Annotated in this window: 22 protein-coding genes; 10 read left to right on the forward strand and 12 right to left on the reverse strand. The window is 48.9% G+C overall.

Annotated elements, in window-relative coordinates; all coding sequences use genetic code 11:
* The first annotated feature begins 25 nt into the window (after nucleotides 1-25).
* On the forward strand, nucleotides 26-277 hold the full coding sequence (locus H6F72_RS03400) for a hypothetical protein (protein WP_190431775.1): 252 nt from the start codon (nucleotides 26-28) through the stop codon (nucleotides 275-277).
* Between the two features lie 100 nt (nucleotides 278-377).
* Here the strand turns inward: H6F72_RS03400 and H6F72_RS03405 are convergent, their stop codons facing one another.
* Nucleotides 378-863 (reverse strand): Coq4 family protein, encoded by a 486-nt coding sequence (locus tag H6F72_RS03405; protein WP_190431776.1) that lies wholly within the window; start codon nucleotides 861-863, stop codon nucleotides 378-380.
* Between the two features lie 492 nt (nucleotides 864-1,355).
* On the opposite strand from H6F72_RS03405, the gene H6F72_RS03410 reads away from it, so the two are divergent.
* Both H6F72_RS03410 and H6F72_RS03415 read left to right on the forward strand, forming a co-directional pair.
* Nucleotides 1,356-1,550: a hypothetical protein gene (locus H6F72_RS03410; protein ID WP_190431778.1), complete on the forward strand. Its 195-nt coding sequence runs from the start codon at nucleotides 1,356-1,358 to the stop codon at nucleotides 1,548-1,550.
* Between the two features lie 88 nt (nucleotides 1,551-1,638).
* On the forward strand, nucleotides 1,639-2,838 hold the full coding sequence (locus H6F72_RS03415; RefSeq protein ID WP_190431780.1) for a homocysteine biosynthesis protein: 1,200 nt from the start codon (nucleotides 1,639-1,641) through the stop codon (nucleotides 2,836-2,838).
* Between the two features lie 73 nt (nucleotides 2,839-2,911).
* Here H6F72_RS03415 and H6F72_RS03420 read toward each other — a convergent pair whose 3' ends face one another.
* A complete protein-coding gene (locus H6F72_RS03420; RefSeq protein ID WP_190431782.1) occupies nucleotides 2,912-4,033 on the reverse strand; it encodes a hypothetical protein in 1,122 nt (373 codons plus the stop codon).
* A 487-nt stretch (nucleotides 4,034-4,520) separates the two neighbouring features.
* Between H6F72_RS03420 and H6F72_RS03425 the strand changes: the two genes are divergently transcribed.
* Entirely contained in the window at nucleotides 4,521-5,417 is an 897-nt protein-coding gene (locus tag H6F72_RS03425) for a tetratricopeptide repeat protein (RefSeq protein WP_190431784.1), read from the forward strand.
* Between the two features lie 146 nt (nucleotides 5,418-5,563).
* On the opposite strand, the gene H6F72_RS03430 is transcribed toward H6F72_RS03425, so the two are convergent.
* The 3 genes from H6F72_RS03430 to H6F72_RS03440 all read right to left on the reverse strand — a co-directional run bounded on the left by H6F72_RS03430 (nucleotide 5,564) and on the right by H6F72_RS03440 (nucleotide 8,877).
* Nucleotides 5,564-6,184, reverse strand: coding sequence for a TMEM165/GDT1 family protein (locus H6F72_RS03430; RefSeq protein ID WP_190431786.1), 621 nt, complete (start codon nucleotides 6,182-6,184; stop codon nucleotides 5,564-5,566).
* 251 nt (nucleotides 6,185-6,435) lie between these two features.
* Nucleotides 6,436-7,560 (reverse strand): alpha/beta fold hydrolase, encoded by a 1,125-nt coding sequence (locus H6F72_RS03435; protein ID WP_190431789.1) that lies wholly within the window; start codon nucleotides 7,558-7,560, stop codon nucleotides 6,436-6,438.
* A gap of 294 nt (nucleotides 7,561-7,854) precedes the next feature.
* Nucleotides 7,855-8,877 (reverse strand): S1 RNA-binding domain-containing protein, encoded by a 1,023-nt coding sequence (locus H6F72_RS03440; protein ID WP_370527432.1) that lies wholly within the window; start codon nucleotides 8,875-8,877, stop codon nucleotides 7,855-7,857.
* A gap of 118 nt (nucleotides 8,878-8,995) precedes the next feature.
* Here H6F72_RS03440 and H6F72_RS03445 point away from each other — a divergent pair, with 118 nt between their 5' ends.
* Nucleotides 8,996-11,263 (forward strand): recombinase family protein, encoded by a 2,268-nt coding sequence (locus H6F72_RS03445; RefSeq protein WP_190431791.1) that lies wholly within the window; start codon nucleotides 8,996-8,998, stop codon nucleotides 11,261-11,263.
* On the opposite strand, the gene H6F72_RS03450 is transcribed toward H6F72_RS03445, so the two are convergent.
* Nucleotides 11,238-12,584, reverse strand: a complete 1,347-nt coding sequence (locus tag H6F72_RS03450) for a serine/threonine-protein kinase (RefSeq protein WP_190431793.1) — start codon at nucleotides 12,582-12,584, stop codon at nucleotides 11,238-11,240. The genes H6F72_RS03445 and H6F72_RS03450 overlap by 26 nt on opposite strands.
* Nucleotides 12,585-12,702: 118 nt before the next feature.
* Here H6F72_RS03450 and H6F72_RS03455 point away from each other — a divergent pair, with 118 nt between their 5' ends.
* Nucleotides 12,703-13,302 (forward strand): VWA domain-containing protein, encoded by a 600-nt coding sequence (locus H6F72_RS03455; RefSeq protein WP_190431795.1) that lies wholly within the window; start codon nucleotides 12,703-12,705, stop codon nucleotides 13,300-13,302.
* 49 nt (nucleotides 13,303-13,351) lie between these two features.
* On the opposite strand, the gene H6F72_RS03460 is transcribed toward H6F72_RS03455, so the two are convergent.
* The 3 genes from H6F72_RS03460 to H6F72_RS03470 all read right to left on the reverse strand — a co-directional run bounded on the left by H6F72_RS03460 (nucleotide 13,352) and on the right by H6F72_RS03470 (nucleotide 15,885).
* On the reverse strand, nucleotides 13,352-14,755 hold the full coding sequence (locus H6F72_RS03460) for a serine/threonine-protein kinase (protein ID WP_190431796.1): 1,404 nt from the start codon (nucleotides 14,753-14,755) through the stop codon (nucleotides 13,352-13,354).
* Between the two features lie 82 nt (nucleotides 14,756-14,837).
* Nucleotides 14,838-15,587, reverse strand: a complete 750-nt coding sequence (locus H6F72_RS03465) for a dienelactone hydrolase family protein (RefSeq protein WP_190431798.1) — start codon at nucleotides 15,585-15,587, stop codon at nucleotides 14,838-14,840.
* Nucleotides 15,588-15,681: 94 nt separating this feature from the next.
* Nucleotides 15,682-15,885, reverse strand: a complete 204-nt coding sequence (locus tag H6F72_RS03470) for a hypothetical protein (RefSeq protein ID WP_190431800.1) — start codon at nucleotides 15,883-15,885, stop codon at nucleotides 15,682-15,684.
* Here H6F72_RS03470 and H6F72_RS03475 point away from each other — a divergent pair.
* The 4 genes from H6F72_RS03475 (at nucleotide 15,871) to H6F72_RS03490 (ending at nucleotide 20,090) form a co-directional block, all read left to right on the forward strand.
* Nucleotides 15,871-16,854, forward strand: a complete 984-nt coding sequence (locus H6F72_RS03475; protein ID WP_190431801.1) for a GntR family transcriptional regulator — start codon at nucleotides 15,871-15,873, stop codon at nucleotides 16,852-16,854. The two genes, H6F72_RS03470 and H6F72_RS03475, sit on opposite strands and share 15 nt — an antisense overlap.
* A 224-nt stretch (nucleotides 16,855-17,078) precedes the next feature.
* Complete coding sequence (locus H6F72_RS03480) at nucleotides 17,079-17,390, forward strand: hypothetical protein (RefSeq protein WP_190431802.1); 312 nt, start codon at nucleotides 17,079-17,081, stop codon at nucleotides 17,388-17,390.
* 190 nt (nucleotides 17,391-17,580) lie between these two features.
* Nucleotides 17,581-19,308: a succinate dehydrogenase/fumarate reductase flavoprotein subunit gene (locus tag H6F72_RS03485; RefSeq protein WP_190431803.1), complete on the forward strand. Its 1,728-nt coding sequence runs from the start codon at nucleotides 17,581-17,583 to the stop codon at nucleotides 19,306-19,308.
* A gap of 140 nt (nucleotides 19,309-19,448) precedes the next feature.
* Nucleotides 19,449-20,090 (forward strand): pentapeptide repeat-containing protein, encoded by a 642-nt coding sequence (locus H6F72_RS03490; RefSeq protein ID WP_190431804.1) that lies wholly within the window; start codon nucleotides 19,449-19,451, stop codon nucleotides 20,088-20,090.
* Between the two features lie 46 nt (nucleotides 20,091-20,136).
* Here H6F72_RS03490 and H6F72_RS03495 read toward each other — a convergent pair whose 3' ends face one another.
* From H6F72_RS03495 to H6F72_RS03505, 3 genes are all read right to left on the reverse strand, one after another.
* Nucleotides 20,137-20,559, reverse strand: coding sequence for an ATP-binding protein (locus H6F72_RS03495; RefSeq protein WP_199298828.1), 423 nt, complete (start codon nucleotides 20,557-20,559; stop codon nucleotides 20,137-20,139).
* A 325-nt stretch (nucleotides 20,560-20,884) separates the two neighbouring features.
* Nucleotides 20,885-21,205 (reverse strand): STAS domain-containing protein, encoded by a 321-nt coding sequence (locus tag H6F72_RS03500; RefSeq protein ID WP_190431805.1) that lies wholly within the window; start codon nucleotides 21,203-21,205, stop codon nucleotides 20,885-20,887.
* A gap of 81 nt (nucleotides 21,206-21,286) precedes the next feature.
* Nucleotides 21,287-23,263 carry a glycosyltransferase gene (locus tag H6F72_RS03505; RefSeq protein WP_190431806.1) on the reverse strand — a complete coding sequence of 659 codons (1,977 nt, stop codon included), beginning with the start codon at nucleotides 23,261-23,263 and terminating at the stop codon, nucleotides 21,287-21,289.
* Nucleotides 23,264-23,302: the final 39 nt, after the last annotated feature.

Raw genomic sequence — 23,302 nt, forward strand, 5'->3', positions numbered from 1 at the left:
GACTAAAGGGGAGAAGCAATAAGGTATGTTGAGAAAATCAGCTTTGATTTCCTTGGCCGTTTCACTCTTTTTAGCTAGTTGCAATGGGGCCTCCAAGCCAATCAGCCAATCAGAAACTTACGCTTGGAGCGTCCAAGGGGTAGACGGTGAAAAAACTAATTTCGTTTGTAAGAAAATAGATATTGTCATTTATGCCAGTAAAAAGGCGGGTTCTAACATGAACTCTATTGTGGTGGATGACAAATATTGTGCTAAGTTGCCGAAGCCCAGTGCCTGATTAGCTTGAATTAGAAAAGCGATCGTTCTCACTTGGAAAAGTAATTCCAGAGGAGCGATCGCTTTTCTCGTCTGTTTTTATGTCTATGGCAACTGTGAGCTTACTTCATTGAATAAGCCGTTAAGGGCACAATGCCGAGCTTCTGTCGCACCAACTCTAGAGGGGTTTCCCAGTCAGACTCAATATCCCACTCAACAATATGTTTAGCTAACCGACCTGTTTTGATGCTTTGGGCCACCTCTTTCAAGTTGCATTTACGGGTCAGTAAACCAGCAATGACCAAGATCGCGCTAGAAGGCCGAAACACTTGACTGCGAACAAACGCTTGCAGCACGAACTCATCATGTTCTGAAGCAGATAACCCTGTGAGCACATGCCAAATATCGTGGGTGCGTTGAATCCAATCTCCTGAATTGAGGGGATCAAACCCATTTTGATCGAGAAACTGAGCAACTTCTCGGCCTAAGGTGCCATCGGGTAATTGACGCAAGAACTCTATGTCTAGCAAAAATTTTTCGCTAGCGCGAATTTGGGGGTTGATAATTTGGGCCAATTTTAAGACCACTTCTGTGCGTAAATCTTGCATAGTGACGATTCCGTAACTGTCTATCAGGCTCTCTGCGTATTTCTACAGGCTTTGATTGAGGAGTTACGGATGAAGATTAAACTTTTTCTTGAAAAGAGATTCTACGAAAAAGGAATTTATTCCTTGGAATGTCCTGTAGATAGGCTTTTTAGGAGTTACGTAGCTCTAGGCCAATAAAAAAGATGGGCGCTTGACCCTACGTATTAATACTAGGTGTCTCCAACATAAACCTAAGGAATTACTGAAGCGAATTTCTTAGTCTCAAGGAGAAGTAGCGGCTAAAGCTACAAAACTAAAGCCAGAGATTACGGTCTATGACTCCTATATCCGTCCCGATAAACTCGCTTTGGAGCAAAACAGAAGCTGTTTTTGACCTTGCTGAGTTTTCTCAAGACCAATCAACATTGGCTCAAAAGTGTTTAACTAAATCCAAGCGCGGATCTGGCATCAGGACAGATTTGGCAATTATGTTTTGTTGAGCGAGCCAACTGTATGGGCACTAATCTTGGCTTTGTCGTGAAAGTAATGGTGATTTCTGCATTGGTCGCGATCGCCATCCGATTTGTAGGACGCACGTTAGTCGTGCAAGCCACTCCTGAAACTGTACTATTCGTCGTATTGTTTCCCAGCTTTGCTTTGGCAATGGCTTTAGGTTGGCGAGCTTGGCAGCAGCGATCGCTGTCCTGAAATTCAAATTCATTTGATTGCTGACCTTAAACGGTAGTTGTGCTCTGTAGATCCTGGTTTTGGTAAATTCTGGCTAGACAATCCTTTTATGCGAACGATTGCTGAAATTAATGACAAAATTAGCCGACAAGCTGCTGTGGTTTGCACAGCGGAAGAAATCAAAGCCAGAGTCGCAGAAGTTGGTGTGGCACAAACGGCGAAAACCGTGGATGTCGTCACAACAGGTACGTTTGAGCCAATGGAGTCATCCGGGGCCATCCTTAACCTGGGCCATACTGATCCCCCGATCAAAATTAGGCAATGCTGGCTAGATGGAGTCTTGGCTTATTCAGGATTTGGCGCAGTTGACCTCTATTTAGGCGCTACGCAAGTCGTCGATTACCCTGGCATGTCAGAAGCCGCCGACGGAGAAGAAAACCGTGAAAGAGGTGGAGGACACGTCATTGAAGATTTGATTGCGGGTAAACCTGTGCAACTGAGAGCCTTAGGACAAGTCACAGATTGTTATCCACGGGCTGCTTTTGAGACGACGATTACTCGTGACACCATCAACCAGTTTTACTTATTCAATCCTCGCAACCTATACCAGAACTTTATTGTGGGGGTGAATGGAGGCGATCGCCCGCTCTTTACGTATCTAGGCCCTTTGCAGCCTCGGCTAGGAAATGCAGTTTATTCGAACCCAGGAGCCATTTCACCGCTTCTGAATGACCCAGATTTACAACTGATTGGCATTGGTTCTCGGATTTTTCTAGGGGGTGGCACTGGCTATATTGCTTGGGAAGGCACACAACACTTTCCTTTGCAAAAGCGCTTGCCTAACCGGGCTCCCATCGGTCCTGCGGCCACATTAGCTTTGATTGGGGATGCCAAACAAATGGATTCGCGCTGGGTCAGAGGTTGCTACTTTAAGAACTACGGCCCCTCGCTCATGATAGGAGTTGGCGTGCCCTTGCCTGTCCTGCATGAAGAAGTTATTGCCCGCTGTGCTGTCCAGGATAAAGATTTAGTCGCGCCCATCGTCGATTTCTCAATTCCTCGTCGAGTCCGTCCCACCTTTGGCTTAATCAGCTATGCCCAACTCAAATCGGGGCGGATTACGATTGATGGCAAGCCTGTCCGAGTGGCTTCCTTGGCCAGCATCTTTTTGTCGCGTCAGGTCGCTGTCGAGCTGAAGCAATGGATTGAGGCGGGCAAATTCTTGCTCAGTGAGTCAGTGGCTCCCATTCCGCAAGACCGTGCTTTTATGCCCCAAAATTTGTGGGGTTCTCAGGTAAGCCTGGATTAACTGGGATCAGCTCACAAATAAACAAGGGGAGACATTGTCCCCCCTTTCAACCTACTGTTGCAAAAAACTAACTTTATTCAGGTTGTGCGTCTGAACTGTCCTTCCGCTTTACCGGCTTAGGCAAGGGTGCCTTTCTGACGGGGGCTGCTCCGGCGCTACCTCCAGCATTAGCGACAGGCCGAGTGCTCGGACGGCTCGGACGCTGCCCATCTCTGGGTCTTCTGCCACCCACACCGCCTGCTCTGGGCCGCTCGTGCGCTTGGCGTTTGCGCGGAGGCAACAGACCAATAGAGGTGCCATCACGGATCACTAAAACATCGCCTTGACGATAGGCATTTAAATCCCAGAAGTGGCCAACTGCCTTACCCGTTAAATTACCCTGAAGTAATAGCTTAAAAGTTTTCTCCTCATCTGCATCTTTGCGGGGAGACTGTCTAATTTTGACAATAATTCGCTCCTCATCGAGAGCTTGATAAATTACTTCACCCCGAATAGAAAAATAACCATCTTCGTGATCAGAAGAAGCCGCGCCTTCTGGGAGACTCGCCTCGGTTAGTTCCTCGGTAGTAGGTTGAGGGATGCCTTCATCAGCCTGATTTAGTTTTTCTGGCTCCCAAACTCCTACAATTTGGGCGTGTAAGTTTGCCTCTTTTTCCCTTGTACGTGGATACACAACCCAGAGGTGCTCTTGCTCTAGATCTAAATGCTTTCTCACCAAGCTCATCACCCGACCTAACAACACAGCATCAATAGCGGTGCCATCAGAGGTGACTAGATTGCCGCGAGTAAAGTGGTCTGGCGATGCAACGTATCGTCCTCGAATTAAGCCAATGGCCCGGTACTGCTTGGGTTCGCTTGGGGGAGGGATGGGTTGTTGCCGCATAACTGATGCCTGCTCGGATAGTTCGTCACCCTCGCTACGGGAGACTGGGTCTTCAGAACTTTTGATCCCAAGGGCTACAGGAGTAGTCGGTGGAGTCAGTTCTGCTGCATTCACAGTTGAAGCTAATTCTGACGTCATTTCAGATAGTTGATCTGCTGGAGTCTGTAAAGGGGTGGGAGCAGGAGATGAACTTGAAGTCTGCTCATGGGCAAAGTCTGAACCCAAGTTGGAGGTTGGGTCAGAAGCAGGCGAAGCCTGATGAGATGATACAGACTCAGGGGGCTTATGGGGCCGCTTGGGAGAGGAACTCATAGATGTTGTTTGCAGACAGGAGGCATGATTGCATCAGTCTGCTTATTTTACTGAATGCAATCACTCTACGGACCGATCCGCAAAGTTTCTGCAATCTTTAATTGTAATTAGTGATTTAAGCCACCCGTGCGTAAATTCTCGCAGTCTGTAGAAACGTATTGCACATAACTTTTGCTCTAAAAGTCGATTGAGGGAGCATGTAGAGTATGAGTTCGATTCTGTCAAGGTGTTTTTCTAGGATAAAAGAAAATCTTAAAGCTTAATATTTGATGCGATCGCTTTATCTACCGAGTTAGCCAGTGGAGATTAAGCAAGATTATTTCTGAACTGCAATGAACTCAGCAATGCGTGCGATCAGGGTGGGAACCCCAGCTATTGAGAACCGCTCTGCACTAAAGTAAATAGCTTAGGGGTCGGGCTACGCTGGCTGAAAGCAGAGGTCTGACCCGGAGACCGTTAAAATGTTCGTAGAGTTCAAGGCAGTTGTGTGACTGAGAAGCGGCGTCGCTGGATCGTTAATGTTGTGCTAATTCTGGCAGTCGTTGCCTTTGTCGGCTTTTCTCTGTTCCCGCTCCTAGGGGATGCTTTTAAGGCCGAGCAATCTGGTGGTGAGCCAACTCCCTCCTCGGCTCAAGCCACGCCTACCGCGAAGCAAGAGGAATTGAAAGCTCAGGCGAAAGGGTATGAACTCGTTTTGCAGCGAGAGCCAGACAACCAAACCGCTCTCCGGGGTTTAGTGGAGGCACGACTACAACTGCAAGATATTAAAGGCGTGGTTGAGCCTTTAGAAAAGCTGGCCAAGCTGAATCCTGACCAAACCCGCTATGGGGTGTTGCTGGCTCAAGCGAAGCAGTACGCGGGCGATCGCGAAGGTGCGGCAGAATCCTATCGCACTATTTTGACCGCGAAACCGGGAGATATGATAGCGCTGCAAGGCTTGGTGGGTTTGCTAATTGAGCAAAAACGGCCCGAAGCTGCCGTAGGCTTACTGCAAGACACTCTCAAAACAGCCAATGAAACCAACCAAGTGAAGCCAGGTAGCGTAGATGTGCCCTCTGTCCAGTTGTTACTGGGCCAGGTATACGCAGAGCAGAAGCGCTACGACGAGGCGATCACAATCTATGACGAAGCGATTAAGAGTAGCAGCAAGGATTTTCGTCCAGTTTTAGCTAAAGCCCTTGTTTTCAAGCAGCAAGGTAAGGATGAGGCCGCTAAACCCCTGTTTAACTCCGCGATCAGCCTAGCTCCCGCTGAGTACAAAGACCAAATTAACCAATTGGCAAGCGGTAAACCACCAACGCCACCCACAACCGCCCCGACCACTGCTCCAAGTCAAGTACCTGCTAGCCCACCAGCAGATCAACCTTCGCCAGCGGCACCTTAGGCCGCTAAGGATGAGGGATGAAGGGTGTCAGGAATGAGGAGTCAGGAATGAGGAGCCAGAAATTAGCAGTCAAGAAAGTGAGCCTCTCGTAAATGCCTTACGTCGGACTCTCTGGCTTCTGACTCCTCACGTCTGACTTCTCATTCCTAATGGCTACCTTCTAACCAAGCCACTCCTGCGAAAATCAGGAATAGCAAACCACCTATTGCGGTCATGACTCGCTCGGAGATCCGCTGACAGACCAGGCGGCCACTAAATACAGCGATCGCCGCGCAAATGGCGTGACCCAGAATTGCCCCTAAAGTGATCCCAATGGGGTTGTTGGCGGCAGATAGAAAGATAGTGGCAAATTGCGTGCGATCGCCCCACTCTGCCACGAAAGTCAGTGTGAATGCTTCAATGCAGATCGCTAACCAAGTTTGGTGTTGAGGTGACTTTGCTTCCGCTTCTTCAACCACATTCATGGCTTCTTTCGCTTCATCTCCGGTGTTCTCGGCAGGCATTTGCTGCGCGTCATACAGCAGCTTCAGCCCAAAGGCAGCAAGTAAAACGACTTCCAAGTAGTGCATCAGCGCCTTAGGAAATAGGGAAACCGTTTGCCCCAACAGCACAGATAAAACAGTCATGAGGGCGAGCGCTAAAACTGCACCCGTAAAGACCCACCGACGGGGGTGACGCATCGCTAAGATTGCGGCGATGAAGAAAGTTTTGTCTCCTAATTCGGAAACCGTAATTAGCGATAACCCAGCAGTAAAGGCTGTCAGCACTGACTCAAGCTCCTCAAACGTCTCTAGCCTTGAGGTGGCTTAAGTAGAGCAAAAGACCCCACCAAGCTCACCTCAGATGTGAACTTAGTGAAGGTCTCGCTTCCAAGTAATCTAAAAACTTGTCACCTGAACCAGGCTCATCGCCAGTATGTTGATTCAGATGGGCTAGCTGTTCTGCGCTAGCAGCTACTCCCCTTCAAACTATGAGTAATTATACATGGATTTACGAGTTTTGCGATCGCCCTCTCAAACTATGCCAAGCCCTTGAAGCAGGAACAAGCAGTTGTAAACGAGCTGACCGCTGCGGAAAATTGTTCGTTACGTTCCATCAACCCCATATGCCCAGCGGGACGGAGGAACTTTAATTCGGCGTTGGGAATGTGGCTGCTCATATATTCATGAGCGGCGGGAACGGTGGCGATGTCTGCATGACCCGCAATCACTAGCGTCGGCACAGCAACGGTGGGTAGCGTGGCTCTCTCGTCGTAGCGCAACATTGCTAGCACCCCTCTGGCCAAAATACCTGGTTGAGCAATCAGTCCCAAAATGGTAGAGAAGTTGAGTTGACCGCGTGTTTCTCGTCCGGTAAAGCCAGAAATTTCAGTAGTAAGGTGCATGGAACCGTTGAGGTAGCTCAAACCACTGATTAACCAAAACAGTGGTGATAACCAAATAGTCAGGTGCAACAGTGGCTCTATTAACGGTTTCTGGAGTGCTTGTAACAGGCGACTCAGGATTGCGGTCTTGAGAGGGTTTGTATAGGTCGTATCTACTAGGACAAGGCCAGCAACGCGATCGCGCAACCGCTCAGAAAATAAGCGGCAATAGGTGAGGATAATCATGCCACCCATGCTGTGTCCTAGGAGAATGGCTGGCTTGTCTCCCGCCACTGCCAACACTGCCTCCAAATCACTGGCATATTTTTCGATGGAGTAATCTTCGTTTTGCGGCTTTTTGGATTTGCCTAAACCAGGTAAGTCCCAAATAATTAAGCGAAAGCGATCGCCCAATTGTCGCTTAGCGTAGTACCAAACGGTGCTGTTCGGTCCCCAACCGTGGGTGAAGATAATCGGTTGAGCATCGGCTGGGCCGTAAAACTCGACATGAATTTCGCTGCCATCTGGTCGGGGAAGCTTGCGAACCTCTTTACTACGAATGGCTTTAGGTTCATCCTTGCCAGAGCGACGGAAAAGCATGAGTGGCAGGAAACCCACAAAAGACCAAAGCGTCATGACCCAGCCAGAGATTAACCAAGCCCGTGAGATTAAATCTCCTTCATACCATTCGTGCAGGATGTAGATGCCGCCGCCTAGCAACGCGATCGAAAATATTCCTGCCAGCCACCGAAACACAAAATCGAGGGGCGTGAATAGCATAGTTAACCTCTTAGCTCCGGCTCCTAAACCCATGTCTTACGACATTGAGAAGTAGGTTAGAAGCAACGCCTCATGCTAAGCAACCACCAGAGGTTAGAACTCTCCACCAAAGCTCGGTAGGGTGCGTTGCAACGCACCGATTAAATTCATGAGTTTGGTGCACAAGGTCAGCGAGCGCCCTGATTGATTTCAAGTGGAAAATCTTGGGAGTTGGTACGTTATGAACGCCCCTACATAAGAAAATAAGGTGAGCATGGCCCACCTTAAAATTTCAAATTATGAACTGCCAATTAGTTAAGCGCTGTCTCGCTCGCGCTTCTTGTTAGCTTTTTCGGCGCGGGCTTCGGCTTCGGCCATGACGGTTGCCATTTGTTCCACCATTTCTCCAGGGTGGTTTTCTAGAACTTTGGTGGAGAGAGACACACGGCCTTGAGTCGCATCCAGGTCTACGATCATGGCTTGGATGGGTTGCCCTACCTCGAATAGAGAGGGCAGGGACTCGATGAAGCGGTTGCTGACTTGGTTGATGTGGAGTAGACCCGTGGTGCCGCTGAAATCCACAAACACACCAAACGGCTTGATGCTGGTAACTTTGCCTTCAATCAGTTGACCTACTTCCAGGTTGCTCATGCTAGCTGCACGAGTCGCCATCCGGTTAGAGAGAATGAGTTTGTTGCGGTTGGGGTCAACTTCTAGGAAGCTCGCGGTGAGAGTTTGGCCTTTGAGGGCTTCCAGGTCGTTGCGCTCTACTAAATGCGATCGCGGAATAAAGCCACGCAACCCGCGCACATCCACCGTGACGCCACCCTTGTTGGTGCCTGTGACCCGCACCTGCACCGATTGGCTGCTATTTTGCAGATCAGCGACTTCTTCCCAAATTCGATTCATCTCCAAGCGGCGACGAGATAACGTAACTTGGCCGTCGGCATCTTGGTCGCGAATAATAACAAATTCTTGCTCTTCATTGAGCGGCAAAACTGCGGATAAATCTGTAACCCGTCTCAAGGCAGCTTCTTCAGTCGGCACAAAGGCGAGAGATTTACCACCAATGTCCACATAAGCGCCATTCGCTTCATAGTTGAACACTTTTCCTCGCACAACTTGACCGGATTGAAACCCATAGTCGTGTTGTTCTAAGGCTCTCGCAAAATCATCCATCGAGAAGGACGGAGTAGCTTGAGAACGGGGCGATTTTGAAGTCATATGAGATTGAACAGTGAAAATAATGAGATGAACTGAGGCGATAATTCTCAGTACCACATGCTCTAAGGTATCGTGCTCAGATGCAACTGAAGGCTTTCCGTCAGGACTCTTCATGAAGCAACGTCAACGGCAGAGGCAGAGTGGGTTTCCTCACTATAGTCAATTCCTATGCAGTTCAGGACGGTTGAGAAAAAGTCTATCCTAGGGGTGATAGGCGCTTGAGGCATTTCCGGTGGCTGCTGACTCAGTTTGGATCGTGGGGCCAACCCGTAGCGGTAAAACGACTTACTTGGTGAATCAGTTCAAGGCTTGGGTGCAAGCGGGGCTAGGAGAAAATCGCGATCGCCCACCCGTCCCCATGAAAGAAGGGCGACCCGTTTCAGAACGATTGCAGCAACTGATGGTAGAGCGATCGCAACGCTCCCAGATGCAGCAAACCGCTTCCGCAATTTTGGTTTTTGCCGCCACTGGGGACAACCGTTTAGAGTTGGTCGATCGCCTCACTTCGGTCACTCAGGGGGAATGCCCAATTCAGTCGGCCACGCCAATCGGTTTCTTTCAAGATGAAGTGTTGCTGTTTTGGCCGCTGTTGGTAGAGCAGTTGCAGCTGAAGGCGCAATTTCCGGTGCGGCTGCGACCCGAAAATGAGCAAGAATTGGCTACGAGATTGTGGCGATCGCAACTCACGCCTGAAGTGTTGCAACGCTCCGGTGTAGGTGAGTATCGGCTGGTGCGGCGACTGTTGGACTGGTTGCAACTGGCTGCTCTGGCGGGTACTGCCACCGAGGATATTCCTGGCATTGTAGAAGTGGGGTTATCTGGGCAAGATTCGGCTTTGTTTGGGGAGTTGTTGTGTCAGTGGCGCAGTTGGTGCTTGGAGCGTGGCTTGCTCACCTACGGTTTGCTCTGCGAACTGTACTGGCGCTATCTTTTGCCCAACCCCACCTATCAGCAGCACCTGAGTCGGCGTTATCAAGCAGTTCTAGCCGATGATGTGGATAATTACCCTGCGATCGCGCGGCAGTTGTTTGAATGCTTGCTGGATCACGGTGCGGTAGGCGCGTTTACCTACAACCCTAGTGGTGGCATTCGTTTGGGTTTGGGTGCTGATCCACAGCATTTAGGTGATTTGGCAACGCGGTGTCGAGTCATGGAGTTGTCTGCAAACGTCAATCCTGGCTTGGCGAATCAGGTGGGGTTGTCTGTCGTGGAAGTCGTCACCGATCCTTTATTTCTCACCCAGCTACCAGAGGCAGTGCAATCGCTACAAACGACTTCTCGCGCGCAGTTATTGCGGCAGACCGCTCAAGCGATCGTGGAAGCGGTGGAGTCAGGGCAAGCGCAACCCCACGAAATTGCCGTAATTGGCCCTGGTGTAGACGCGATCGCCCGTTATACCCTGCGAGAAATCCTGGGCAAACATGGCATCGCTGTCGAGTCGATTAATGACCAGCGGCCCCTAGCCAGTTCTGCAATGGTGCGAGCTTTACTGACGCTGCTCACGCTGGTCTACCCGAATTTAGGCCGCCTGATCAACCGAGATGCTGTTGCGGAAATGCTAGTCGTCCTCAGCCAAACTCCCCACCCTGAAGGGCAAGATTCGGCATCTACCAACTCCAAAACGTCATCCCACCCTACGGGAACGCCAAAGGCGAACATCCTTCATCCATCCATCGACCCCGTCCGTGCTGGCCTCCTAGCCGATCACTGTTTTGAACCGCACCCGGATTCCCCCCGATTACTTCCTACTACCGAATTTCCTCGTTGGGATCGCTTGGGTTATGAAGCAACTAAGGCTTATGACGAGATTGTGCAGTGGATCGAAACTCAGAAGTTACAGCAAGAACAACACTTAGTTCCAGGGGCGATCGCGATTCTGGACCGCGCCATGCAAAAGTTCTTGTGGAATGGTAGTCACCTGCCCTTCGACCAACTAGCGACTCTCCGAGAACTCATGGAGACCGCCCAGCATTATTGGGAAGTGGATGCGCGACTACGGCAAAGCGAGAATGCCGATACGCCCGCTTCTGTCACGGTTAGCAACTTTATTCAACTATTGCGCGGTGGTACGATCACAGCCGACCCTTATCCGGTACGGACTGGGAGGACTGCCAATCAAGCAGTGACTTTGGCGACGATTTTTCAGTACTGCTCCAACCGTTTATCTCATCGTTGGCAATTTTGGCTCGATGCAGGTTCACCGCGCTGGCTCACAGGCTCTGAAACTTTGTTTGGCGCACCTCTATTTTTGCGAAGCTGGTCGGGCACACCTTGGACAGAAGCCGATTCGATGGCCGCTTTAGAGCGACGGTTGCAACGGATTTTGCTGGACTTGTTGGGTCGAGCGGGCGATCGCGTGTTTCTCTGCCATAGCGACTTGGCAACCAACGGTCAGGAGCAAATCGGCACACTGCTGTCGTTGGTGAATGCTTCGGTGCCGATGGTGACAGAACCGATGGCGACAGAGGATGCCCTTATGGCAAGTTCAACCAGCCCTTGATTTCCTGCACCAACCACGAACACTCAGCTCGGCTCAAACCTTCACCAAAAGAATATTCACGCATCCCTGCCTGAATCGTGATTCTGCGGCGAACTTCTGATCCAGAGGAGATTTTAGACTCGGTGCTATCTTCAAACACATCTTCGATTTCGCCGATACCACCATCCGGTTTTTCCGGGATATAGCCCAGGATTTTTCTGTAAATGACGAAGCAGTGTTTGTCGAAGTAAACGCGGGTTGGGCAAGCGGACGTATAAGTCAAAAACGAGACTGTGAGCGACAGAATTAGGTAGCCAAACGCCCAGTCCCAATAGCCTCGGCTTAGCGCAATCAGAAATGAACAGACAAAAAAGAACAAACCTAATGACAAGAAGGGCAATGTAAGCCCTGTCCCTCTCGCAGGAATCTCGATTTGCATCTCAGTTTCGGCTTGCCTTAGCTTGACCTGAGTTCCCTCTGGCGCTTTTGCTAGAGGAGCAGTCGGATGCTGGCGCGATCGCTCCTTCGCTCCTTGCAACCCAGATTCCAGCGCAGCCAAAGCTTCACGAGCGGTACTGAAACGGTTGTCGGGAGCAGGCTCCGTTAAGCGGTCAATCCAGTCGAGCAGATGAGGATTGAGACTAACGCGATCGCGCCATTCCAACCGCAAATCTTTCTGGGGTAAATCGGCGGGAGCAACGCCTGTGACTAAGTGAATCAAAGTGGCTCCCAAGGCATAAAGATCGGAAGCAGGAACTGCACGACCCCCAAACTGCTCTAGAGGCGTGTAACCGTAAGTTCCCACCACGGTAAACGTAGAGCCTTCCGTCGCCGCTCGATCTTGCACCGCCCCAAAATCTACTAGATAAATCTCACCATCATCGCCCCAAATAATATTGCTGGGCTTGATGTCTCGGTGCAGCACCGGAGGGCTAAGTTCGTGCAGGTAAATCAACGTTTCCAAAATTGCTGTGGCAATATCGCGAATTTCTAACTCGGTAAACTTCTCACCTTGCACCAACAACTCTTTAAGAGATGCGCCAGGAATATACTCCTCTACCAGGCCAAACCACAGCGGCTTCTCCTCCAGACAAAAGTAATCGTAGTACTGAGGAATGCGGGCATGGTCTAACTGTTTGAGGACTTGGGCTTCCCGCTCAAACAGCCTCACATGCTCCCATTGGGTACTCCCTTCAACTGTAAGTAGTTTGATAATGACCTGGTTGGCAGCATCCTCGGGCTCTGCTAAGTCATCTGCTAACCAAGTCTGCCGTACAGGATGATCGTTGAATTGGACTTGGAGTTGATAGCGATCGCAAATCACCTGTCCTGGCTCAAGCATCCTCTTCGAGTACCTGTTGGTTTTCTTCCACTGTGCCACCTGTTCTTAAGGAATTGCAAATTCTGGTGTGTTTCTCTAGCTAGCCTTACTAGGATGAACAAAAATCCTCTACAGATCTATGAAAGACCGCGACTACACACTCATCATCGATAAGAGCGGTAGCATGTCTACTCCAGACCAACGGGGCGGGCGAACCCGGTGGGCAGAAGTCCAAGAATCTACCCTGGCACTAGCGAGAAAGTGTGAGCAATTTGATCCAGATGGCATCACCGTTTATCTGTTCTCCAGCCGTTTCAAGCGTTACGACAACGTCACCTCGGCAAAGGTTGATCAGTTGTTTCTAGAGAACGATCCGTCTGGTACAACCAATCTTGCTTCTGTGTTGCACGATGCCACCAACAGCTATCTCCAACGCAAGCAGGCCAAACAGACAAAGCAGGGAGAGACGATTTTGGTGATTACCGACGGTGAACCAGACGATCGCCGAGCGGTAATGGAAGTGATTGTGAACGCCTCACGTCAGCTTGATCGAGACGAAGAATTAGCGATTTCCTTCATCCAGGTGGGCAATGACTCCCAAGCTAGTAAATTTCTCAAATCCTTAGACAATCAAATGCAAGATATTGGGGCAAAATTTGACATTTGCGACACGATTACATTTGATGACATGGCAGATATGAGCCTTGCCGAAGTGCTGACGAACGCCATCCACGATTAAGCAACCTAGGTGAGCTGCACCGGAAGCTTCAACTTTAGCGAAATGCAGCTCACTGACGCTCCAAGGCCAACCAGCTCCTAATTTCCTGGGCAATCCAAAGACACTCCATCGCACTTAAACCAAGCCCAAAAGAATAGCACTGAGTCGATGTCTGGATGGTAATTATTTCCTTCCCTACTCTGTCATCCCTTGCAACTTGTACGCTTTGGAACACGTCTAGAATGTCTTTAGAAGAGCCTTGACGTTGCCCAATACAGTCATTTAACACAAATATCTGAACCGAAAATTGGTTTTGGTTAATTACAATGCGCTGGTGAGTGTACACCCTTATTAGGTAAAAACAGAAGAATGCAGCATAAACAAAACTAATAGAGACAGCAAAAAAACTAAAGCCAATAGAGGCAGGAAAAAAACTAGAACCAAAGACAGCCAACAAAGAAACTAGACTGAAACCTATAAAAATGATTGCGAAATCTTGAGCTTCCGCTCTTGGAGCTTTCCAAAAAGGTTGTTTCTTTGGAGGAATTGTAATCACAAGTTCATGTCTAGACCTCTGAACCTTTACACGAGTCCCTACAGGTGGATGGCTCTTCGAGTTCGCTATGTGGCTTAGAGTGCTTGAATGGCTCTTCAAGTTCGCTGTGTGGGTTAGAGTGCCTGATTCGAGAGCCTCTAGTGCTTGTTGGGCTTGACTAAAGCGCCGCTTGAGAGATGGTTCTACTAGTTTTTCAATCCAACTGACTAAATGAGAACTAGCGTTGGTGCGATCGCGGAACTCAATTGTCAGATCAGACTGAGGTAAATCCGCAGGAGCCACGCTAGTTAACAAATGAACTAAAGTTGCACCTAAGGCGTATAAGTCGGAAGCAGGGACAGTACGACCACCAAACTGCTCCATTGGGGCATAGCCATAGGTGCCCACAACAGTAAATGTTGCCCCCTCCGCTGCGGCTCGATCTTGCACCGCGCCAAAGTCTACTAAATAAATGTTTTGATCTTCGCCCCAAATTAAGTTGCTGGGCTTGATGTCGCGATGCAGAACCGGGGGATTGAGTTTGTGCAGGTGAATCAGAATTTGTAAAACTGAAACCGCGATTTTACGAACTTCGGTCTCGGTAAATTTTTTGCCTTGCGTTAAGAGATCCTTGAGCGAGCCACCCGGAATGTAGCTCTGAACCAACCCAAACCAAAGCGTGCGATCGTCAATGGAAAAAGAATCTCGGTACTTGGGGATGCGGGGGTGATTGAGTTGCTTGAGGACTTGGGCTTCGCGTTCAAACAGCTTCAAGTCATCCCACTGCATATCCCCGCCGAAGGTGAGGAGCTTGATAATCACAGGCTCTGGAGGCGCTACTTGTAAATCTTCAGCCAGCCAGGTTTGCCGTCCTGCGTTCTGCCTTAGTTTTTGTTTGAGTTGGTAGCGCTCCTGAAGCACTTGGTCTGCTTGCAACATCTGACGGCGACTGTACTTGAGAAATTAGCATTTCCAATCTAGCCGTAGATTTGCTGAGTCCCTGAAATGTGAAGGTTTCGTACTAGCCAGCAGTTAAGGTGGTCTCAAACAGGCGCAATACCTTCTGCCAAGCGTCTTGGGCAGCATCTGAGTTGTAGCTGGCTCGCTGATCGCAGAAGAAGCCGTGTTCAGCTTCAGGGTAACGGAAGACTTGATGCGGAATTTGATGCAACTTGAGGGCGGCTTCGATCTTTTGCACTTGCTCTGGAGGAATGCTGGCATCTTGATCGCCAAAGAAGGCATACAGGCTACCTTGAATTTCGCCAGTGCGACTGACTGTGGCTAAGCCGCCGCCCGGAGTCATGGTCGCGATCCCCGCGCCGTAGAAAGAAGCAGTCGCTTTGATGTCGGGTAAAGTTGCTGCTAGGTAAGCTACATGACCGCCGAAGCAGAAACCAATACAACCAATGCGATCGCCCGCTACATTGGGCAAGTTTTTCAGATAGTTAATCGCAGCTTGAATATCTCCTAAAAGCTCACTGGCTTTGGTTTTGTCTTTGTACTCTCTTCCCACTTGAATGTCTTCTGGCTGGTATCCAGTTTCAAATCCCGGCACTTGGCGTTGGTACAAAGCAGGGGCGATCGCGACATATCCTTGTTTTGCGATTCGCTCAGTCACGTCCCGAATATGCGAGTTGATGCCAAAAATCTCTTGCAGCACCACAACGCCAGGAAATGTCCCTGCGGCGCTAGGCTGGGCTAAATAAGCTGCGATCTCTAGACCTCCGCTAGAAACCTGAATCTGTTGAGTTTGAATTGCTTGGTCTGCCATATGCCGTTCAAGTTGAGTGAAGTCGCCCTTCAAATTCTAGAGGAAGAAATTTATTTGGCTGAACTCAGCCTAGAAATCTGTGACGATGACAAGCTCATACCATCAGGTGAACCAATATAAGGAAGCGCTGAGGGGCGATCGCAGTCCATACTGGAATGGTTTTGTCAGCACTGGCAAGCAAAACACTTTTTTTCTGAAAATTACGAGCTAGGGCTTGATAAGCTTCGATCATCACTAGCTGTAGACCATCAATTCCTGTATCGGGGCCGCTGGAGGCATTGGCATGATCCAATTTCATATTCAACCGGATAGTGAAATTCCGGCGTCTACCCAACTCTTCAATCAAATTCGCTTCGCGATCGCCTCGCGGCAGTTTCCCCCAGGGCATCGTTTGCCGAGTACCCGTCAGCTCGCTATGCAGACTGGATTGCATCGCAACACGATCAGTAAGGTCTATCGCCAACTGGAAGAAGCGGGATTTGTGGAGTCTATTGCTGGCTCTGGCATTTATGTGCGGATTCAAGGAGATGAAGGCTCGTCCAAACAGCGATCGCCCCTGCTAGAGCAATATCCTCAAGCCCACAAGCTGATTCGGCAAAGTTTGGATGAGCTGCTGAAGCAAGGTAGTTCTTTGAATGAGGCGCGAGAGCTGTTTTTGGCGGAAGTAGATTGGCGGCTGCGGTGTAGCGCCCGCGTTTTAGTCACGGCTCCGACTCAAGATATTGGGGCAGGAGAACTGATGGTGCGCCAACTAGAGCAAGAGCTGCAAATGCCAGTGCAATTAGTCCCGATGGAGGAACTGGAGCGGACGCTGGCTCAAACTCGCTCTGGAACGGTCGTGACTAGTCGCTACTTTATTGGCGAAGCAGAGGCGATCGCAGGCCCTAAATCGGTGCGGGTGATCCCTGTAGATATCTACGACTACGCCCAAGAAATTCAAGTCATTCAGAAGCTCTCGAAGGATAGTTGCCTCGGCTTAATTAGTCTCAGTTCGGGCATTATCCGCGCCGCTGAAGTCATTATTCACAGTTTGCGAGGAGATGATGTGCTAGTCATGACTTCGCAACTCGAAGACACTTATAAGCTCAATGCGATCGTGCGGAGTGCCCAAATTATCATCAGTGACCAAGCCAGTTTTTCGATCGTGAAGGCGACAGTTGCGGCAGCGAGAGAGGATATTATTCGGCCTCCTCAAGTGATCTGTTGTGAAAACTACATCAATACCAAGTCAATTAACTTACTCAAGCGAGAATTGGGCTTGGAATAGTTCATCTTAAAAATTTGTTGGTATTTCTAGCTTGAGAGGGAAGATATTTTTTAATACCAATCAGGGTGATCGCAGGTTAAATCGCAAAAAGTGACTGCTTATGTAACGTCAAAGTGACTGCTTTGTAACGACATATTGCATCCTTTGTCGAAAGATTGAGAAGTTGTCCAAAAATTGAACCACGAATTAACTTAAGAATTTAAAGGAACACCTAGAGAGACACCATGAATAACATACAGAAATATCGTTTTATCTGTACTCTGACCTTTGGGGATATTTATGGTCAAATTATTGTTTGGTTGATTGTAATTTTCTTAAGTTTGGCCGCAGCTCTGGCTTTGATGGGAGCAAGTCGTCCCGTTTATGCCTTAGCAACGGTAGGTTTAATCCTGGTGTTGTCGTTGCCATTTTTGCTATTTGCTTTCGTCACTACGCTGTTTAATCACATTGAAGTCACGGCTACAGATGCAGCAACCAAACCAGAAACAGCTCCCAACAACATCCCAGCGCAGAGACCCGCTCAGGCTGCTAGCTAAGCCGCCCTTCTTAGAAACTCTTTAGAAAGTTTGTGTCAGCATCACGCTTCTCAGTAGAGAGGTGTGATGCTTTGTTGTGTCTACCTAGCAGCTCTCAATCAAAGATTTCTAAAGAAGTTCTCACCTGCTGGCTAGGAAACTTTGAGTTGCGTCACCATAGTAGAACAAGCGTTTTCCAGCTGGTTCGAGCATGATTGATCATGATGTGATTATTGTTGGGGGCGGTTTGGCTGGCTGTCGAGCTGCCCTCGAAATTATCCGCACTGACCCTAACCTCAGTGTGGCTCTGGTGGCTAAGACCCATCCCATTCGTTCCCACTCGGTAGCGGCTCAAGGTGGCATTGCCGCAACCCTCAAAAATGTGGATAGCAGTGATACTTGGGAAGCTCACGCCTTCGACACAGTCAAGGGTTCCGACTATCTGGCCGATCAGGATGCGGTAGAAATTCTGACTAAAGAAGCGCCAGGAGTCGTGATTGATTTAGAGCATATGGGAGTGTTGTTCTCCCGTTTACCCGATGGTCGGATTGCTCAGCGAGCCTTTGGGGGGCATTCTCACAATCGCACTTGCTATGCTGCCGACAAAACGGGTCATGCGATTTTGCATGAACTGGTGACTAATTTGATGCGCTACGGCGTGTACCTTTACGAAGAGTGGTATGTGACTCGCCTGATTTTGGAGGAGGGGCAGGCCAAAGGTGTGGTGATGTACCGCATTGAAGATGGGCACCTGGAGGTGCTGCGGGCCAAAGCGGTGATGTTCGCCACCGGGGGCTATGGCCGCGTCTACAATACCACCTCCAACGATTTTGCCTCTACCGGAGATGGCTTGGCGATGACGGCGATCGCGGGTCTGCCGTTAGAAGATATGGAGTTTGTCCAATTTCACCCCACTGGGTTGTATCCGGTGGGCGTGTTGATCTCAGAAGCAGTCCGGGGCGAAGGCGCTTACCTGATCAACAGTGAAGGGGAGCGGTTTATGGCTACCTATGCGCCGAGCCGCATGGAACTGGCTCCACGGGATATTACCTCACGGGCGATCGCCCGTGAAATCCAAGCAGGGCGAGGCGTTCATCGCGATGGCAGTGCGGGGGGGCCGTTTGTCTATCTCGACCTACGTCATATGGGTCAAGAAAAGATTATGAGCCGCATTCCTTTTTGCTGGGAAGAAGCGCATCGCCTGATTGGCATTGACGCAGTTCATGAACCCATGCCTGTGCGGCCTACGATTCACTACTCGATGGGTGGTATTCCCGTCAACACAGAAGGTCAGGTCCGCAGTAGTACTGAGGGCTTGGTGGAAAGTTTCTTTGCCGCCGGGGAAACCGCTTGTGTCTCAGTGCATGGCGCTAACCGCTTAGGCAGTAACTCGCTGCTAGAGTGTGTGGTTTTTGGGCGCAAAACTGGAGCAACGATCGCTCAGTATGTGCAAAACCGGAAGCTGCCGGATGTGGAGGAGTCGCGTTACCTCACGGATACCCAAAATCAAATCCAGTCTTTGCTTGATCAACCCGGCGAGTACCGCATTAACCAAATTCGAGAAGCCTTTCAAGACTGCATGACCGACTACTGTGGGGTATTTCGCACCGAGGCTCGGATGCGCGAAGGTCTAGAAAAAGTGCGATCGCTGCAACAACAGTACGGCCAAATTTATTTAGATGACAAAGGCAAACTCTGGAATACCGAAATTCTAGAAGCCCTAGAACTCCGCAGCGTCATGACCGTGGGAGAAATGATCATCACATCAGCCCTGTGGCGGCAAGAAAGCCGAGGCGCCCATTCGCGAGAAGATTACCCCGAACGAGATGATGCTAACTTCTTGAAGCACACGTTGTCTTACTACTCACCGGCAGGCGTTGATGTGCGCGATCGCCCTGTGACCATCACAATGTTCCAACCGCAAGAGCGTAAATATTGAGTTTTTGAAACGAGTTTTCTTAAAAACTTCCTACGTAAGGCGCTACTGTAGCTAGCGAGTTCAATAATACAATTGTTGAACTTCACTCACAGTTGTGAGTTAACTGTGCGATCGCCAGAGAATGATTAGGTTAGTCTGATATGCAAAACGAAGAATATTTATCCTTATTGCGGCAAGGTGTTTCGCAGTGGAATCAGTGGCGAAGAGAAAACCCTGAGATTCAGGTAGATTTAAGCAAGTTAGACCTAAGAGAAATTAGTTTGGTTCAAGCTAATCTCAGCTTTGCTAATCTCCAAGGCGCAATTCTAGAAGGAGTCAATTTAAGTGGAGCTATTTTACTCAATAGTGACCTGCGACAAGCGGATTGCAAACAAGCTAATCTCAACGGTAGCAATCTAGTAAGCGCCAATGCTCAGGGCGCTATTTTTACCCAGGCAAAATTTATGGGGGGAACCCTAGTAGACGCAGATTTCACAGGAGCTAGCCTGGAAGAAACCGATTTTAGCGGCGCTGATCTCTCTGGTGCAATTCTGAAGTCTGCTAACTTAAACAAAGCGATTCTTTGTGAAGCTAAATTGCTCAGAACGAATTTAGTGAAGGCTTGTTTAACTAAGACAGATTTTAGCTTGACCGACTTAAGAGAAGCTGATCTTAGAGGTGCTGCTGTCAGTCAAGCTGACTTTAGTGATGCCAATTGTCACGGAGCCGATCTGAGTGAAATTGATTTGAATTCCGCTAACTTTAGTAGAGCTATTTTGCCAGATCCAACCTGTCATCTCTAAGCTCAAACCTTAATACCCGCGATCGCTCGTCTTGATTGCTTCAATCTTAGGATGCTTGGTAGTACTTAATCATTGATAAGCAATTACGCTGCTCATCAGTACGAACATAGCTAATTTGATCAGCAATCCGAGCGATTAGCTGTAGCCCTCTACCACTAGAGGCAGTAGGATCAAAGGTTTGCTCTCGACTTTTGAGATTTTGAATTAAATCAAAAGGTGGACCAAAATCCCAGACATAAATTTCTAGTTGTTGAGGTGTAATAGTTACATCAATCTCGACAATTGTGTCAGGTGGTAAGTTGCTATGAGCATGCTTGACCGCATTGGTAAATCCTTCAGCTAAGGCTGTCTGACACTGAATCCAGGTTTTTCTAGGAATCGTTGGCTGATGTAACTGCTCGAACCAAAGCAGTACTTGATTGAGTTCTGCAAGATTTGTCGTTACCTGAAGGCGATTTTGTGAAGTCACCTGGAACCTAATCTAAATAACTATTACTATAGTGAGCTAAGAAATTAAATTTCCCTTGAAAGTCTCAAGAAAAATTTAACTCATGCAGTCCCACCGTTTCTTAGCTTTGTCTTACTCAAAGGATGATAAAGCAAAATTCTCAGAGTGGAAACTCAGGTTCATTATATTTTTGATGTACCAGAGTTGTTGTCAGATTGAAGGTAACTAAAGCTTACCCCACCCCTGATTCCTAAAAGTTGCTTCAGAGAAAACAGGGATGGAATAAAAAGATGCTACTGCATGAAGCTGCGCTGATGAAAATATCAGCTTCTTCTCCAAATCTAAGCTAGCTGGCGACCTTTTGCTCGAATGCTTCTCGGTTGGGAAAAATCTCGAACAAACTGTCCATACTGGTTAACTGAAGAATCATTTCAATCTGATCAATGATGGAGCAAAGTGCGAGCCTACCGCCTGCTTCTCGCACGGTTTTGAGGATCATGACTAAAGCCCCTAACCCAGAACTGTCCATAAAGGTAGCTTTTTCACAGTCAATTAAAATTGTTTTTGCACCGGAGGCGATCGCATCACTCACATCTCGCCGGAGCTGATTGCCACTAATGCTATCAATTGATCCAGAAGCTTGAATTACTGTAACTTGAGAGTCCATGATCATCTATCCATTCACGAATCTAGGTTTAAGTGATATTGCTCTCGCTGCTCGAAAGTAGTTAAAGCAATGCTTTAGGGCTTATTCAGGCTGCCAAACGGCTGCACGAATAATGACGAGTAACAGCGCTAGGTTATAAACTGACCACGCTGCGTTAATTAGGTGAACCGCGGGGTCCTCTAATGTGCCCGTTACTAAGCGGTACAGACTCCAAACTATACCAAGTATGGTCAGTACAAAAACAGTTAATTGCGGAATAACGAGCCCTAAATAAATGCCTGCTTGCCGCTGTTTAGGAGTAACTTGAAATCTAATCGGACGGTTGGTGAAGACACTAACCACCGCTTGAATAAACAATGGAAAGAGAGCGATCGCGTACTGTTCAGACCGCCAAATTTCTCTAGCGGGCACGCCCCAACCCGCCACCATAAAGGTGAGGCGATTCAAAATAAATGCTGGGAAGAAGTGTATGGCAAAATCAGGGCCAAAGGATGTCACCGGAATAATGCCTGTGAAAAAGTAGATAATTGGGCAGGCAATAAATATTACAGTCGCAAAACCTGATAGATAGCTATACATAGTTTGGAAATACTGCAATCGCTGCCAGAATGTCAGCCCTGGCTTCGTGAAAGGATTTTCCCGCACCATGACTTGCATGGTTCCTTGAGCCCAACGCAATCGTTGTTTTAACGTGGAACTTAGGTCATCAGGTGCTAATCCTTCTGCCAAAACTTCGTTATGGTAGATCGACTTCCACCCATTGGCATGCAAGCGCATTGCCGTATTCATGTCTTCGGTGATGCTGTTGCTAGACATACCACCGACCAAGTCGAAATCGCTTAACTGGCGCTCATTTTTGCTGTACTCGTTGAAGAAATGCCGCAGGCCTACATTTACCAGCGCTTCGCGTCGGAGGATGGCATTAGTGCCTGTGTAGAAGGCAGAGTTGAGGCCATCTTTACCTTGCTGGATGGGGCCATAAAATAGATTGGCTCGATGTCCGAAGGGGTCACCTGGTGGGATGTTGTAGAAATCCTGAGGCGTTTGAACGAAGGCAATGCGGTTACTGTCGTAACGGCCTGTAGCTACGTTGTAAGTGTAGAAGTAGGAGAGTACCCGCTTCAGGAAATGGGGTTTGGGAATGTGGTCTGCATCTAAGGTAAGAATGAACTCCCCAGCAGTGCCACCCGCAAAGATAGCGTAGTTAATGTTACCCGCTTTGGCGTAGTGGGGTTTTCCAGCAGGCTTTGGCCGAGCAATGTAGCGGCACCGTAGGACTTCGCTCAGTTCTAGTTCTTTGTGATGCAGCGATTGCTCGGTTTGCTTTTCTTCGGCGGACAGGCGATCGCGCAGGCTGGAATGTCCTGGATTCAGCATCAGCGCTAGCTTCTGAAGACTTTGTAACCACCCAAATACTAAGTTGCCCTGATTAATGGTAGATGGATCTTCGAGGAAGGCTTCGGCGGCTTGCGTGTCGGGTTCTAGTTGTTTCAGTTCTTCTAGGCGAGTAGCTAGCTGGACTCGCTCACGACTGAGGCGGGCGACTTCTTCTTGAAGTTGAGGTAGCTGTAAGTCCTCTAGAGCCAGCCGTTCAGCCATCGCTCGGATCTCTGAAGAGTTGCCATCATCCAGAATGTAAACCCGCAACTTAGTAACGGGATAGTCCATTGCTAGGGCAGCACGAGTAGTTCGCTCTACAATGTCTACCGATTCGTTGTAGCAGGTGACAAACACATCTAGGGTGGGCCAACTGGATGCAGGCATCGCCGGAGTCAACTGATCGAGTGACTTTACCTGACGGCTCAGGGGCCGCCAAAGCCCGATCGTAAACATGAGTCCGCCGATGTAGCTGTATATCTCAGCAAGTAGTAGTGGAATCGACAGCCACAGCACATCGAAATTGATCGAGTTGTTGACCCGCCAATACAAGTACCAGGCTCCTAAAATCAGATTGATTTCAGCCAAGTACCGAAACAGAAGGGTTCTCTGCTTTAAGCGAGAACGGGTGTTACCAGAAAAGTTGGGACTGCCTTCAACGATAGAGATGGGGCTGATCATACGAAACGACTTAGAGATTCCAGGGATGAATGACACCAC

Source organism: Trichocoleus sp. FACHB-46 (assembly GCF_014695385.1).
GTDB lineage: Bacteria > Cyanobacteriota > Cyanobacteriia > FACHB-46 > FACHB-46 > Trichocoleus.

Bases quoted from the DNA above. Each gene is read 5' to 3' on its own strand.
- H6F72_RS03440 (WP_370527432.1), bottom strand. From the start codon at position 8,877: ATGAAGAGTCCTGACGGAAAGCCTTCAGTTGCATCTGAGCACGATACC.
- H6F72_RS03435 (WP_190431789.1), bottom strand. From the start codon at position 7,560: ATGCTATTCACGCCCCTCGATTTTGTGTTTCGGTGGCTGGCAGGAATA.
- H6F72_RS03450 (WP_190431793.1), bottom strand. From the start codon at position 12,584: ATGCTTGAGCCAGGACAGGTGATTTGCGATCGCTATCAACTCCAAGTC.
- H6F72_RS03455 (WP_190431795.1), top strand. From the start codon at position 12,703: ATGAAAGACCGCGACTACACACTCATCATCGATAAGAGCGGTAGCATG.
- H6F72_RS03490 (WP_190431804.1), top strand. From the start codon at position 19,449: ATGCAAAACGAAGAATATTTATCCTTATTGCGGCAAGGTGTTTCGCAG.
- H6F72_RS03460 (WP_190431796.1), bottom strand. From the start codon at position 14,755: ATGTTGCAAGCAGACCAAGTGCTTCAGGAGCGCTACCAACTCAAACAA.
- H6F72_RS03465 (WP_190431798.1), bottom strand. From the start codon at position 15,587: ATGGCAGACCAAGCAATTCAAACTCAACAGATTCAGGTTTCTAGCGGA.
- H6F72_RS03500 (WP_190431805.1), bottom strand. From the start codon at position 21,205: ATGGACTCTCAAGTTACAGTAATTCAAGCTTCTGGATCAATTGATAGC.
- H6F72_RS03480 (WP_190431802.1), top strand. From the start codon at position 17,079: ATGAATAACATACAGAAATATCGTTTTATCTGTACTCTGACCTTTGGG.
- H6F72_RS03415 (WP_190431780.1), top strand. From the start codon at position 1,639: ATGCGAACGATTGCTGAAATTAATGACAAAATTAGCCGACAAGCTGCT.
- H6F72_RS03410 (WP_190431778.1), top strand. From the start codon at position 1,356: ATGGGCACTAATCTTGGCTTTGTCGTGAAAGTAATGGTGATTTCTGCA.
- H6F72_RS03420 (WP_190431782.1), bottom strand. From the start codon at position 4,033: ATGAGTTCCTCTCCCAAGCGGCCCCATAAGCCCCCTGAGTCTGTATCA.
- H6F72_RS03470 (WP_190431800.1), bottom strand. From the start codon at position 15,885: ATGAAATTGGATCATGCCAATGCCTCCAGCGGCCCCGATACAGGAATT.
- H6F72_RS03400 (WP_190431775.1), top strand. From the start codon at position 26: ATGTTGAGAAAATCAGCTTTGATTTCCTTGGCCGTTTCACTCTTTTTA.
- H6F72_RS03505 (WP_190431806.1), bottom strand. From the start codon at position 23,263: ATGATCAGCCCCATCTCTATCGTTGAAGGCAGTCCCAACTTTTCTGGT.
- H6F72_RS03485 (WP_190431803.1), top strand. From the start codon at position 17,581: ATGATTGATCATGATGTGATTATTGTTGGGGGCGGTTTGGCTGGCTGT.
- H6F72_RS03475 (WP_190431801.1), top strand. From the start codon at position 15,871: ATGATCCAATTTCATATTCAACCGGATAGTGAAATTCCGGCGTCTACC.
- H6F72_RS03405 (WP_190431776.1), bottom strand. From the start codon at position 863: ATGCAAGATTTACGCACAGAAGTGGTCTTAAAATTGGCCCAAATTATC.